This is a genomic window from Companilactobacillus ginsenosidimutans (assembly GCF_001050475.1).
GTDB lineage: Bacteria > Bacillota > Bacilli > Lactobacillales > Lactobacillaceae > Companilactobacillus > Companilactobacillus ginsenosidimutans.
In genome coordinates, this window is record NZ_CP012034.1 from 637,434 (window position 1) to 651,417 (window position 13,984).

Consider the following 13,984-nt stretch of genomic DNA (forward strand, 5'->3'; position numbering starts at 1 on the left):
GGGGAAAATAGTACATGTTCTATAAGTTTATTCGACAAGTTGCACGTTTTGTCGTTTTCGTAGTGAACGGTCGATTCAAAATTATTGGAAAAGAAAACCTTCCAGACAAACCATATATAATTGTTGCACCTCATAGAACCTGGTGGGAACCAATCTTCTTTGCTCTGGCAATCTCACCTAAAGAAGCAACCTTTATGGCAAAAATTGAATTATTCAAAAATCCAATTTTACGATATATTCTGGTCCACGCTCATGCTTTCCCGGTAGACCGCAAACATCCAGGACCATCTGTAATCAAGACTCCTGTCAAGGCTCTGAAGAACAAGGGCCAAGTACTAATAATGTTCCCATCCGGAACTAGATATTCAGAAGAATTACGTGGAGGTGCCTCGTTAATTGCTAAATTATCAAAAGCACCATTGGTTCCAATGGTATATCAAGGACCACTTAAATTCTCTGATTTGTTAAAACACAAAAACGTAACTATTGGGGTTGGTCCTGAAATCGACTTTAATTTTAAAGCAAAACTAACTGATGAACAAACCCAAAAAGTTAACCAAGATATGGAAATTGCTTGGAAGCAAATTGATACAAACATTAATCCAGACTTTAAATATATTCCAGATCCACAAAAAAAGGAATTTGAAGATTAACTCTTCAAATTCCTTTTTTAGTTTGAATTATGTCCAATGTCTTTCCTGTAGAAAACATTCGTTGTGTCAACATTTTCCAAATATGAATAAACCTTATCTTGAGCATTTAATAATGTGTGTGCATGTGTATGAACCAGATACAATCGCCCACCGTCAGTAATAAGTTCACCATCATTTTCATTTACCCCAGCAAAATTTATTTCAAGCTGAGTGTCTGTGAACTGTTCCTTGGTTCCGATTGACTTGCCCATTTCAGGATTAGTTGGATATCCATTACTTGCAACAAAAACCCCCAGATCCAATCCGTGATCTCGCCAAGTAATATCATCAACATCTTCATTTAAAAGCAAATTATCGATTACTTTTGATAAATCTGATTTCAACCTTGGTAGTACTACTTCTGTCTCAGGATCACCAAATCGAACATTAAACTCAATTACACGTAGTCCATTTGCAGTCATGATTAGACCTGCGTAAAGAACGCCAGTATAACTAACTTCTTCAGCTTCCATTTGTCTAACAAAAGGCTTCAGAACGTGTTTGTATGCAGAATAGACGACATCGCTTGAAATGTTTTCAACTGGACAAACAGCACCCATTCCACCCGTGTTTAATCCTTGATCGCCATCCAAAGCACGTTTGTAGTCTTGCGCAATAGGCATTGGATAAAAGTTGGATCCATTTACAAATGCCATTAAAGAAAATTCTTCACCTTGAAGATATTCTTCAATAACTACCTTTTCTGTACCAAATTGATGATCTTTTAACAAATCATGGAGAACATCAATCGCAGCATCTAGACTCTCAACGATAAAAACACCTTTACCACTAGCTAATCCATTTGCCTTAATAACTATTGGAAATTTATCAGTTTTTTCAACATATTCGATTGCAAGTCCAAAGTCAGTAAACTCTTGAAAGAACGCCGTTGGGACATTTGCATTCTTCATCAAATTCTTCGTAAACGTTTTTGAACCCTCAATTTGAGCCGCTTTCTTATCAGGTCCAAAGATTCTTAACCCTCGTTCATGAAAATAATCAACAATACCTTCAACTAAAGGCTGTTCTGGACCGACGACAGTGTAGTTAACGTCATTTTCAATCGCAAAATCTGCTAATTTAGTAAATTCCATTTCATTAATTCCAACAGTCTGTATCCCAGAAAGCTTCATTCCCGCATTTCCTGGTGCGCAATACACATCGTTGTATCGATCAGACTTTTGCAGCGATTGACAAATGGCATCTTCTCTTGCGCCTGATCCAACTACTAATATTTTCATCTTTTCCTCCTAAGGATTAGTGCTTGAAGTGTCTTCTTCCTGTTGTAACCATTGCGATTCCATATTTGTTAGCCATATCAATCGAATCTTGATCGTGAATTGATCCACCTGGTTGAATAATTGCTGTAATTCCATGTTCTGCCGCAAATTCAACACAGTCATCCATTGGGAAGAATGCATCAGAACCCATAACAAACGGAGTTTTAACATTATCATTATCTTCTGCTTCCTGGATGGCAATTTTTGCTGAACCAATACGGTTCATTTGTCCTGCACCAATGCCCAGTGTCATATCAGTAGTTGTAACGGTAATTGCATTACTTTTGACGTGTTTAACAACTTTTTGAGCAAATAACAACGCTTTTTTCTCTTCATCAGTAGGTTGCTTTTCAGTCACAACTTCAAAATCATCGAAGCTATCAACTACTGTATCTCGTTCTTGAACCAAAGCACCGCCAAGCACTGATAAGAATTCATACTTGTCAGATTCTTTGACTTTGCTAAAGTCTAAGGTCATTAAACGAATATTCTTCTTACTTTCAAGTATCTCTAATGCTTTAGCTGAGAAGCTTGGTGCAATTACAATTTCCAAGAAAATATTATGCATTTCAGTAGCAATTTTTTCATCAACCTCGCGATTTACAACGACAATTCCACCAAAGATTGACATTGTATCAGCGGCATAAGCTTTTTGCCAAGCTGCATAAATATCATGATCATCAACACCAACGCCACAAGGATTCATATGTTTAAGTGCTACAACACATGGTGTGTCGAAGTCAGAAACAATTTTAATAGCGGCATCAGCATCACGAATGTTGTTGTATGAAAGTTCCTTACCGTGTAATTGCTTTGCAGACGCAATTGAATAGTCTGTCGACATTGAATTCTTATAGAATGCTGCAGCTTGATGTGAGTTCTCACCATAACGTAATGATTGCTTAAATTCTAATGGGATTGTCTTTGTTTCAGGAAATTCAATTCCTGAAATATCAGTTAAATAACCAGAAATAATTCCATCATATTCTGCAGTATGTCTAAATGCTTTAGCAGCAAGTTTTTGTCTAAATTCAACTTGTGTATCATCATCTTTTTTTATTTCTTCAAGTACTGAACTGTAATCGTCTTTGTCAACAACTACATATACACTTGCAAAGTTTTTTGATGCTGAACGTAACATTGAAGGACCACCGATATCAATTTGTTCAATTGCATCTGGTAACTCGACATCCCCTTTAGAAATTGTTTCTTTGAATGGATATAAGTTCACACATACTAGATCAATTGTATTGATTCCAAGTTTTTTCAAAGTATCCATATGTTCTTTATTTGAGCGTTTAGCAAGCAAACCTGCATGAACCTTAGGATGTAACGTTTTAACACGTCCATCAAGAATTTCTGGAAATCCTGTAACTTCATCAATTTCAGTTACATCAATTCCAGACTCTTGTAACTTTTTATAAGTTCCACCAGTTGAAATAATTGAATAACCTTCTTCAATTAATCCTTTAGCAAATTCTACAATTCCAGTTTTGTCTGAAACGCTGATAAGAGCATTTTTCATAATTTTTCACCCGTTTTATTATTTTTTTAATAATTCAAGTACAACTTCTGGATAGATCTTGTGCTCAGTTTCATGCACCCTTGCTTCCAAAGTATCAACAGTGTCGTCTTCATAAATTGGCACTGTTGCTTGCCTTATGATTGGACCCGTATCTACTCCATCATCTATGTAGTGAACAGTGACTCCTGTTTCTTTTTCACCTGCATTAAATGCTCTTTCAATTGACTCTAATCCTGAGTATTTTGGCAAAATTGATGGATGAATATTAATTATTTTAGATTGATATTTTGAAAGAAGCGTCGAAGTAATTACTTTCATATATCCTGCTAATAAAATATATTCGATGTCTAAGGCCGATAATTTATCAACGATTGCCTGTTCATACTCATGTCGATCTGAATAATTCTTCAATTGATTAACAAAAACCGGTATACCTCGTTGTCTAGCTTTGTCTAGCACGGGAGCATTCGGTTTATCACATACTAAGATGACAATATCCAACCCAGCAGTCTTGAGAGCTTCATCATCTGCCAGAGCTTCAAAATTTGTTCCGTTTCCAGATGCAAATACCGCTACTCTCATAATTTATCTCCCTTTAATTCGACTGAATCTTCGGTTTTGTCAACCACGACGCCAATCACGCTAGCCTGTTCACAACATTGATTAAGTGAATCCAAAACAATTTCAACTTGGTCTTCACTAACTGCAAGGACCATACCAATTCCCATATTGAAAATGTGATACATATCGTCAAGTTTTAAGCCACCATATTTTTTCACAACATCATAGATATCCGGTTTTTCCCAAGTATTAATATCTATCCGTGCCGCTAGATTATCTGGTAACGCTCGAGGAACATTCTCATAGAAACCTCCACCAGTTATATGAGCAATTCCATGTACCAAATGCTTCTCAAGAAGTGGAACAATCTCATTTGTATAAATTCTAGTCGGAGTCAATAAGACATCTCCAAGATTTTCAGTCGGCATTTCCGGTAAATGTGTCACATAATTAAATTCATTATCTTTGAAGAATATTTTTCGGATCAGTGAAAATCCATTGGAATGAAGTCCGCTTGATTTAATTCCAATAAGTTTATCGCCCTTTTTAACATTTGCTTTAGTTAAAATGTTTTCCTTTTCAACAATTCCAACTGCAAAACCTGCAAGATCATAATCTTTCTCACGATACATCCCTGGCATTTCGGCGGTTTCCCCACCAACGAGGTCAACTTGTCCAATTTCACAGCCAGAAATAATTCCCTTGAGTACTTCCTTGATCTTTCCGTCGACCTTACCAGTAGCGATGTAATCCATAAAATATTGTGGAGTTGCACCTTGAGCTAATAAATCATTCACACACATTGCGACACAATCAATCCCGACTGTGTCATATTTTTTACCTTCAATTGAAAGCATTAATTTTGTGCCGACACCATCATTTCCGGAAATTAAGACTGGATGTTTATATCCCTCAGGTATCTCATAAACTCCACCAAAGTTTCCAATATTAGCAGAGTTGGCTTTTTGTTTAGCTAAGTTTTGCTTAACGAAGTTGGATACTTCATATCCTGAATTAACATCAACCCCAGCTTTTTCATACGGATTGGTCATAAATTTCTCCTTTAAAGTATCAATTAAAAGTCTTCAGAAAGATTTTTTTCGTAGTCATATAGTGGCGTTGGATAATCACCGTTGAAGTATGAAAGATCTAATCCACTATAAGGAGCATCGTATTTCAATCCAATGGCTTCAATTAAACCTTCTTGGCTTAAAAATTCAAGAGAATCTGCACCAAATTGTTGACGCATTTCCTCATTACTTTTGTGTGCTGCAATCAATTCCTTACGATCTTGAATATCGATTCCGTAAAAACTTGGATATTTGAACTGCGGTGATGCAATTCTTAAATGAACTTCCGTAGCACCAGCATCTTTAAGGAGTTTGACGATAAATGCACAAGTTGTCCCACGAACAATTGAATCGTCAACAAGGACAACTCTCTTACCATCAACGACTCCTTTAACGGCTGCCAATTTTTGACGGACAGCTTTTTCCCGTAACTCTTGACTAGGTTGAATAAATTCACGACCCATGTATTGATTTTTGATTAATCCCATTTCATATGGCAAATCAATTCCTTCAGCATATCCACTCGCAGCTGAAAGTGACGAATTTGGTACACCAACAACGATGTCTGCATCAACTGGTTGTTCCCTAGCCAAAATTTTACCCATATGCTTTCTAGCTGTATGAACATTGATACCCAAGATATTAGAATCAGGACGGGCAAAGTAAATATATTCCATTGAACAAATGGCCATCTTTGTGTCAGTGGTCCAAGCGTCAACCGTAATGCCTTCGTCATTGATAATTGTTAATTCACCTGGTTTAATGTCTCGAATAAACTCAGCTTCCACTGCATCCAATGCACATGTCTCACTAGCGACTACATAGCCACCTTCGGGTAATCTACCAATTGATAAGGGTCTAAATCCATGTGAGTCTAATGCAAGAATCAATGAATCAGGCGTCAACATTAAATAGGCAAAGCCACCCTTAATTTGATTAAGGGATTCCTTAATACGCTCTATTTCAGTTGGTTTATCGGAATGACGAATAAGGTGCATCAAAACTTCTGAATCTGAACTAGATTTAAAAATATCTCCCTTTTGTTCCAACTCTTTTTTCAAAGTCAGAGCATTGGTTAAATTACCATTATGTGCTAGAGCAAATTGTTGATCTGTAAAATCAAACAATAGTGGTTGAACATTTTCAATCTTGTTGCTACCCGCTGTGGAATAACGCACATGACCAATGGCTGAATCGCCTTTTAACGATTCCAAAAGCGATGGTTTATAAAAAACCTGCGTTAATAATCCTAGGTTACGATATGAATTAAGTTTGCCATTGTCATTTGTTACAATTCCCGCACCTTCTTGACCACGATGCTGCAAACTATGTAAACCCAAGTATGTGAGATAGTTAGCGTTTTTAGCACCCCAAACTCCAAAAACTCCACATTCTTCATTTAATCCTTTTACTTCATTAAGCAAGGTATGGCCTCTTTCCAATTCTTAAGTGCATCTTCCAAATTCAATGCAGCACTCGAATCAATTGTTTTAAGTTGTAATTCGCGGCTGTCGGAGACTAGGCCCAAATACTCACAATTCCCATTAAATACTTTTTCGAATTCATTTTTATTCTCTTCTGAGACTGACACTAAAAATCTTCCTGGTGTTTCTGAGAAAACTTGACTTGTGGTTAAATTAGTTTCCACGTTAAATCCAAGCTGATTTTCAAATGATGCTTCTGCTAATGCAATTGCCAATCCGCCTTCAGAAATATCATGACAACTATTAATAAATCCAGCTTGAATAGATTTCAGTACATTTTCTTGAATTGATTTAATATTTTCCAAATCAATTGGATTCAACGCACCGGTTACATCGCCTGTTTGAAGGTTTTGAAGTTCAGATCCATTAAAGTCATCATTGGTACTTCCAATAACATAAATTGCATCATTAATATTTGTAAAACATTGGGTCCGAATATTGGAAATATCCTTCACCAAACCAACCATTCCAATCATTGGACTAGGATAAATGGCTTCTTCATTAAATTCGTTATAAAGTGAAACATTTCCTGAAATCACCGGTAATCCAAGTAATTCACATACTGAAGACATTCCTTCAACACTACGATTGAATTCCCAGAAAATTTCTGGTTTTTCGGGGTTACCATAATTCAGACAATCAGTAATTCCTAATGGTTCTGATCCAGATGCAATCAAATTAGCCGATGCTTCGATGATAGCGATTTGTCCGCCAATATAAGGATCCACAAAAACCAATTTGGAATTTCCATCATTAGTCATAGCTAAAGCTTTTTTTGTACCACGAACGCGTACCACAGCTGCATCACTTCCAGGCTTAACAACGGTGTTAGCTTTAATTTGAGAATCATATGTACTATAGAAATACTCCTTGGAGGCGATATTCGGTTGTTTCAACATATCCATCCAAGTGCTCTCTAATGATTTGATTACGGGAACATACTGGCTTTTATAATTTTCTGTCATTAATCGTTTTGGAGTTTCTCCATCACGAACATACTCTGGTGAATCATCGACTAATCCTGCAACAGGAATATCTGTCACCAATTCTCCATGTTGATAAATTTTATATTGTCGATCAGTAGTAACTTTTCCAATAACTACCGCGTCTAATCCAGCATCCTTGAAAAACTTCAAAATATTATCTTTATGTTCCGGTTTTGCACAAAGTACCATTCGTTCTTGAGATTCTGAGAGCATTATTTCATAAGGAGTCATATTTTCTTCACGTTGAGGAACTTGATCAAGCTCCAAAATGAGTCCACTTTCAGCTTTAGAAGCCATTTCAGCAGTTGAAGAAACTAGTCCAGCAGCACCCATATCTTGAATACCCATGATCCAATCAGAATGTTCTTGAACCAATTCGATACACGCATCCATCAAGAGTTTTTCCATAAACGGATCTCCAACTTGAACTGCTGATCTCTGTGACATACTGTCGTCAGTAAATTCGTCTGATGCAAAAGTTGCACCATGAATACCATCACGACCGGTTTTAGCACCAACATATATGATTAAATTATCTTCACCTGAGGCTTTACCATACTTAATGTCAGAATTATTAATTAATCCAACACACATTGCATTGACAACTGGATTATTTTTATAACGAGCTTGGAACGAAATTTCACCACCGACAGTTGGAATACCAATACAATTACCATAACCGCCGATACCGGCTACAATCTCATTTGCCAAATATTTAGTATGCTCATTGTCAATATTGCCAAACTTCAAACTATTTAGCATCGCAATTGGAGTTGCACCCATGGAAAAAATATCACGAATGATTCCACCAACACCTGTGGCAGCGCCTTGATATGGTTCAACTGCTGAGGGATGGTTATGACTTTCAGCCTTAAATACAACTGCTTGATTATCATCAATGTCAATAATTCCAGCATCTTCACCAGGGCCTGCTAGAACACGTTTGCCCTTATTTGGAAATTTTCGAAGAACATTTTTAGAATTCTTATATGAGCAATGTTCACTCCACATAACTGAAAACAAGCCAGCTTCAGTGTAATTAGGAAGTCGATGAAGAATTTCATCAGTAATTATTTTAAATTCTGATTCGCTCAATCCCCATGCACGATATAGTTTTTCTTCACTTATCATTGTGGCTGTTGGTTCTGTCATTTATAGATTCACCCTATCCATATGATTTTTTAATATCGATTGAAACATCTTGATTCCGTCATCTGATCCTACTAATTTTTCCAAAGCACGTTCAGGATGCGGCATCATTCCGAGGACATTCTTCTCTTTGTTTGTAATACCCGCGATTTGATCAACACTTCCATTAATGTCTTCTTCATATCGAAAAACGATTTGATTATTTTGTTTCAAATCTTTCAATGTAGACTGATCACAGTAGTAATTTCCTTCACCATGGGCAACGGGAATATCGATAACTTCATCTTTTGCATATTCTGTTGTGAAAATAGTCTGATTATTTTCAACGACAAGTTGTACAGTTTCACAAATAAATCTATTATGATTATTTTTAATCAATGCCCCTGGTAACAAACCAATTTCTGTAAGTATCTGAAATCCATTACAAATTCCTAAAACTGGTTTCCCTTCAGACGCCATACGTTTGATTTCAGGAATTATTGGTGCATGTGCAGCAATTGCACCACTTCTCAAATAATCGCCATACGAGAAGCCACCAGGGATAAGAACAGCATCGAAACCTTCGAGTGACTCACTTTGAAAGTTCACCATTTCGACCTCTGTTCCAATCCCGTCTTTTATCGCATAATAAAGGTCTTTATCACAGTTTGATCCAGGAAAAACAATAACTGCAAATTTCATTAAATTGCCTCCGATTCGACAAACTCATATCTATAAGTCTCCATATTGGGATTTGCTAGTAATCCATCACAAATCTTTTCAATATCGTCTTTTACTTTTGGAGAATTCTCATCGACTGTGATTTCAAAATACTTACCCATACGAATTTCGTGAACGTCACTGAATCCCATACCGTGGACAGCTTTTTTAACGGCTTCACCTTGAGGATCTAGAATTGATTTCTTATAGGTTACATATACCTTTACTAAAGTCATTATTATTTGGCTCCTTCTAATCGGTTAAGTACTTTTTTATAGGTTTCAACTAAGTCGGCTTCGTCTTTACGAAAAACATCCTTGTCGAGCGATTGATGCGTAGATTTATCCCAGAGACGGCAATTATCTGGTGAGAATTCGTCAATAAGAATAATCTGGCCATCTACTCGTCCAAATTCAAGTTTGAAATCGACTAAATCTAAATCATCCTTATTGAATAACGCAACTAGCAAATCATTAATTTTAAGAGTTTGTTTCTTGATGTAATCAAGTTCATCCCCACTCGCAATTTCCAAAGATTCAATCTGATCGTCGTTGATGAATGGATCATTTAAAGCATCACTCTTGTAATAAAATTCTATGATAGGTTTAGCTAAGTTCTTGCCAGCTTCCAAATCAAATTTTTTTGCAAAACTACCAGCAATTTTGTTTCTCAAAACAACCTCGACTGGAATTAACTCTGTTTTTAAGACCAATTGTTCGTGATCTGAAACATTTTTTACCAAGTGGGTGGTAATTCCGTTTTCAATTAAATATTCAAAAATATAAGAGGATATTTGGCAATTTAACTTTCCTTTTCCAGGAATTTGTTCTTTTCGAACTCCGTTAAATGCTGTTGCTTGATCTTTGTAAACAATGAGTAATTCTGAATCATTATCAGTTGCAAACACGTCTTTAGCTTTTCCTGAATAAATAAGTTTATCTGACATCGTTTCTCCTATATGTCCCAAAGGGAATTTTCTTTAATTTGTTGTTTTGCATATTTAACGTCGTCTGACAGGATTGTAATATGTCCCATCTTCCGATTAAAGAGTGCTTCTTCCTTACCATAATCATGGAAATACCATTCTGAATGAGTAATAATTTGTTTTTTTGCATTTCCCAAATGTTGGCCCAATAAATTGACCATGATTGCCGGCTTGAATTGAACCACTTGTGGCATTGGCCATCCACAAATACCAAGGATATGAGTATCAAATTGAGAAACATTACATGCCTCTATTGTTAAATGTCCTGAATTATGAGGACGCGGAGCAATTTCATTAACGAAAACTTGGTGGTCTTTTGAAATAAAGAATTCAATGCACATCGTACCGACAAGTTCCAAGTCACTGGCAATTTTTCTTGCTATAGAAATACATTCCGCATCTGTTTCAGGTCGAATATCTGCGGGACAACTACTTGTATGAAGAATATTATCGCGATGTTCATTTTCAATGACAGGGAACACTGAATGTTCACCGTTAACATTTGCGGAAATTACAACCGATACTTCCTTCCACAAATCAATTTTTTCTTCTAAAATACATGGGCCATACGACAGCAATTCTTCAGCATCATCTTCATCAAAAGAATTGCTGTTAAGAATCATTTGACCTTTGCCATCGTACCCACCTTCAACTGTTTTCAAAATGGACGGGTAGCCAACTTTATCAATTGCTGTTTCAAGGTCTTTTACAGAATGAACAATTGCATGATTGGCAACAGGAAAATCATTTTCAGCTAAAAACGTTTTTTCCCTAATTCTATTCTGTGTAACAATCAAAGCTTTCGTACCCTGTGGTATGTCACAGTAATATTTGGCTTTTCCAATAGTCTCTGCATCAACATTTTCGAATTCATAAGTGATCAGATCGCAATCTTTAGCTAATTTCAAAATTGCTCCCAAGTCACCATAATCAGCAATTATTTGTTCATCAGAAACTTGTCCCGCTGGACTATTTGAAGTTGGATCTAGAACTATGACTTTGAATCCTTTCTCTTTGGCAGACTGAGCCATCATTTGTCCCAATTGGCCACCGCCGATAATTCCAATTGTCTCCCCTGGAAAATGAATTTTATCCAAATTGTTTCCCACTTTCTAATGAATTATTTCGCATCGTTTCCTTATATTGCTTCAGAGATTCTAAATACGAAGAATTATTTAAAGCACATATCTTTGTGGCCATTAATGCAGCATTGGTTGCTCCAGCCTTGCCTATTGCCATGGTTGCAACTGGAACTCCACCCGGCATTTGAACGATTGATAATAGAGAGTCCATACCTTTAAGTGCATGGGATTCTACAGGCACACCAATAACCGGTATGTTCGTTGTTGCAGCAACCATACCAGGTAAGTGTGCGGCACCGCCGGCACCCGCAATAATAACTTTGTATCCGGCATTTTCAGCATTCGTACCAAAATCAATCATTTCTTGAGGCATCCTGTGTGCTGAGATAACATGTACGGAATATTTAACGTTGAGTTCTTTCAAAACATCAATTGTGTTTTGCATAGTCGATAAGTCTGAAATTGAACCCATAATTACTGCTACATCTGTCATAAGCCATCTTCTTCCTTTAAGCATATATAAAGTGTAACAAGATTAATTTTCATTATCAAGAAATTGACGTATATTATTGTTTATTTTTTTATTATTGTTCGTTTATTTTGACTTATAAATTCATATAAAAAAAATAATATAATAATTGTTCGTATTTTACTGTTATTTTATCATGAATATAAAAAAATCCCGATACGATAAATTCGTATCGGGATATAAAATAAGTTATTAATTATTTTTCTTTCTTTTGTTGTGCTTTCATTGATGCCATAACTTGGTTAAGTTTCTTCTGTGAAGGCTTTTGTCCCATTTGTGCCATCATTTGTTTGATCATATCAGCACTGATTGGCGGATTGTCTTGAAAATACTTTTTCATATACCATCTGGCAACGAAAAATCCGATTACGACTCCGGCTAACACACCGATGATCGCAGCGATAACTATTGGCCACATATTCTTCTCACCCTTTCCATACTTATCTAATACTACATAAATTTACGTCTAATTTAAAGTCTAATCGTCTCTTAGACCCTTTTCTCTTTGAATTTTACGAACTTTTTCAGGTGTAACTTCTTTTCCCTCTTTATCGAATACTCTCATCATTTCAATTTGGGATTTGAAACCTGCTCTAAAGTTTTCCAAATACTCTTTACGAAGGGCACGTTGCTCCTCTTCTTCTTCTTTGGTAATTGTTCTATCTTTGGCTTTATGAGCTAAATCATTTAGCTTTTCAACTAAAGTTTCATTCTTTGTCATATTTGTCACCCCATAACCGAACACTTGTTTGAATTATACCTTTTACTTTGATACAATCTATTTAAGATATTAACAATGAGGTGTTCTAATGTCAAAAAACGAAGGATCAAAACAAACTCAAATACTTGAGTGCATCCACGACTACTTAGACGAACATGGTTATCCGCCAACGGTTCGTGAAATTTGTGAAGCAGTTGATCTTTCTTCAACTTCTACTGTCCACGGTCATTTATCTCGCTTAGAGAAAAAAGGATATATTCAAAGAGATCCAACTAAACCACGTGCACTTGAATTGACAATTTCAGGGCTTAATTTAATAGGTATAAAATCAAAAGAGATTCCTATTATTGGTACAGTTGCAGCTGGACAACCAATTTCCGCAGAACAGGATTTTGAAGGTACTTTCCCTATCCCACCTGACTTATCACGTGATTCTGGTGAATTATTCATGCTCAAAATTCATGGCGAAAGTATGATCAACGTTGGTATCCTAGATGGTGATCAAGTTATTGTCCATGAACAAAATACCGCAAACAATGGTGAAATCGTCATTGCAATGACTGAAGACATTGAAGCCACATGTAAGAGATTTTACGCAGAGAATGGGCACTATAGACTTCAACCGGAAAATGATACCATGGATCCTATTATCTTAGAAAATGTTGAAATCGTCGGTAAAGTCGTTGGTCTTTATAGACCTCAAATATTCTAAACGTTATCACACCATCTGGTGTGATTTTTTTTGACAATTGGACACAAAAAAAAGACTTGCGTATGCAAGTCTTTTAAATTGTCATGACTAGATGTCACGACGACGTTCTTTAATACGTGCAGCTTTACCTGTACGATCACGAAGAAAGTATAGTTTACTACGACGTACACGACCATATCTAACAACATCGACTTTATCAACACGAGGTGTGTTAAGTGGGAATGTTCTTTCAACACCAACACCACTTGACATCTTACGAACTGTATAAGTTTCGCTGATACCTGTACCGTGTTTCTTGATTACGACACCTTCGAATAACTGAATACGTTCACGAGTTCCTTCAACAACCTTAGCATGGACACGAACTGTGTCACCAGCGCGGAATTCTGGAATGTCAGAACGTAATTGTTCTTTTGTAATTGCTTGAATTAATGGCTTCATTAATTTTTTCTCCCTATCCGACACTCATACATATCTTTATCTAATACACAGCGGAATATCGTTAATTG

Annotated in this window: 16 protein-coding genes; 2 read left to right on the top strand and 14 right to left on the bottom strand. The window is 36.3% G+C overall.

What is annotated here, in order from left to right:
- Positions 1-14: 14 nt before the first annotated feature.
- Positions 15-653, top strand: coding sequence for a lysophospholipid acyltransferase family protein (locus ABM34_RS03275; protein WP_048703332.1), 639 nt, complete (start codon positions 15-17; stop codon positions 651-653).
- A 17-nt stretch (positions 654-670) separates the two neighbouring features.
- On the opposite strand, the gene purD is transcribed toward ABM34_RS03275, so the two are convergent.
- The 13 genes from purD to ABM34_RS03340 all read right to left on the bottom strand — a co-directional run bounded on the left by purD (position 671) and on the right by ABM34_RS03340 (position 12,763).
- Positions 671-1,933, bottom strand: coding sequence for a phosphoribosylamine--glycine ligase (gene purD / locus ABM34_RS03280; protein ID WP_048703335.1), 1,263 nt, complete (start codon positions 1,931-1,933; stop codon positions 671-673).
- Positions 1,934-1,949: 16 nt separating this feature from the next.
- Positions 1,950-3,497 (bottom strand): bifunctional phosphoribosylaminoimidazolecarboxamide formyltransferase/IMP cyclohydrolase, encoded by a 1,548-nt coding sequence (gene purH, locus ABM34_RS03285; protein ID WP_048703338.1) that lies wholly within the window; start codon positions 3,495-3,497, stop codon positions 1,950-1,952.
- A gap of 18 nt (positions 3,498-3,515) precedes the next feature.
- Positions 3,516-4,079: a phosphoribosylglycinamide formyltransferase gene (gene purN, locus ABM34_RS03290; RefSeq protein ID WP_048703340.1), complete on the bottom strand. Its 564-nt coding sequence runs from the start codon at positions 4,077-4,079 to the stop codon at positions 3,516-3,518.
- The gene (gene purM / locus ABM34_RS03295) at positions 4,076-5,110 is read right to left on the bottom strand and encodes a phosphoribosylformylglycinamidine cyclo-ligase (protein ID WP_048703342.1); all 1,035 of its coding nucleotides are present in this window, start codon (positions 5,108-5,110) and stop codon (positions 4,076-4,078) included. The genes purN and purM overlap by 4 nt, the downstream gene beginning before the upstream one ends.
- Positions 5,111-5,133: 23 nt before the next feature.
- Positions 5,134-6,552, bottom strand: coding sequence for an amidophosphoribosyltransferase (purF, locus tag ABM34_RS03300; RefSeq protein WP_048703344.1), 1,419 nt, complete (start codon positions 6,550-6,552; stop codon positions 5,134-5,136).
- Positions 6,537-8,750, bottom strand: a complete 2,214-nt coding sequence (gene purL / locus ABM34_RS03305) for a phosphoribosylformylglycinamidine synthase subunit PurL (protein ID WP_048703348.1) — start codon at positions 8,748-8,750, stop codon at positions 6,537-6,539. The genes purF and purL overlap by 16 nt, the downstream gene beginning before the upstream one ends.
- On the bottom strand, positions 8,751-9,428 hold the full coding sequence (gene purQ / locus ABM34_RS03310) for a phosphoribosylformylglycinamidine synthase subunit PurQ (RefSeq protein ID WP_048703350.1): 678 nt from the start codon (positions 9,426-9,428) through the stop codon (positions 8,751-8,753).
- The gene (gene purS, locus ABM34_RS03315) at positions 9,428-9,682 is read right to left on the bottom strand and encodes a phosphoribosylformylglycinamidine synthase subunit PurS (RefSeq protein WP_048703354.1); all 255 of its coding nucleotides are present in this window, start codon (positions 9,680-9,682) and stop codon (positions 9,428-9,430) included. Before purS ends, purQ begins: the two co-directional genes overlap by 1 nt.
- 2 nt (positions 9,683-9,684) lie before the next feature.
- Entirely contained in the window at positions 9,685-10,392 is a 708-nt protein-coding gene (purC, locus tag ABM34_RS03320; RefSeq protein ID WP_048703357.1) for a phosphoribosylaminoimidazolesuccinocarboxamide synthase, read from the bottom strand.
- Positions 10,393-10,400: 8 nt separating this feature from the next.
- Positions 10,401-11,528 carry a 5-(carboxyamino)imidazole ribonucleotide synthase gene (gene purK / locus ABM34_RS03325; RefSeq protein ID WP_048703360.1) on the bottom strand — a complete coding sequence of 376 codons (1,128 nt, stop codon included), beginning with the start codon at positions 11,526-11,528 and terminating at the stop codon, positions 10,401-10,403.
- Positions 11,521-12,006: a 5-(carboxyamino)imidazole ribonucleotide mutase gene (gene purE, locus ABM34_RS03330; RefSeq protein WP_048703363.1), complete on the bottom strand. Its 486-nt coding sequence runs from the start codon at positions 12,004-12,006 to the stop codon at positions 11,521-11,523. Before purE ends, purK begins: the two co-directional genes overlap by 8 nt.
- Positions 12,007-12,238: 232 nt before the next feature.
- Complete coding sequence (locus ABM34_RS03335) at positions 12,239-12,460, bottom strand: YneF family protein (RefSeq protein WP_048703366.1); 222 nt, start codon at positions 12,458-12,460, stop codon at positions 12,239-12,241.
- A 60-nt stretch (positions 12,461-12,520) separates the two neighbouring features.
- Positions 12,521-12,763, bottom strand: coding sequence for a DUF896 domain-containing protein (locus tag ABM34_RS03340; RefSeq protein WP_048703368.1), 243 nt, complete (start codon positions 12,761-12,763; stop codon positions 12,521-12,523).
- A gap of 88 nt (positions 12,764-12,851) precedes the next feature.
- Between ABM34_RS03340 and lexA the strand changes: the two genes are divergently transcribed.
- Positions 12,852-13,475: a transcriptional repressor LexA gene (gene lexA / locus ABM34_RS03345; protein ID WP_048703371.1), complete on the top strand. Its 624-nt coding sequence runs from the start codon at positions 12,852-12,854 to the stop codon at positions 13,473-13,475.
- 87 nt (positions 13,476-13,562) lie between these two features.
- Here lexA and rplS read toward each other — a convergent pair whose 3' ends face one another.
- On the bottom strand, positions 13,563-13,916 hold the full coding sequence (rplS, locus tag ABM34_RS03350; protein ID WP_048703374.1) for a 50S ribosomal protein L19: 354 nt from the start codon (positions 13,914-13,916) through the stop codon (positions 13,563-13,565).
- Between the last annotated feature and the right edge of the window lie 68 nt (positions 13,917-13,984).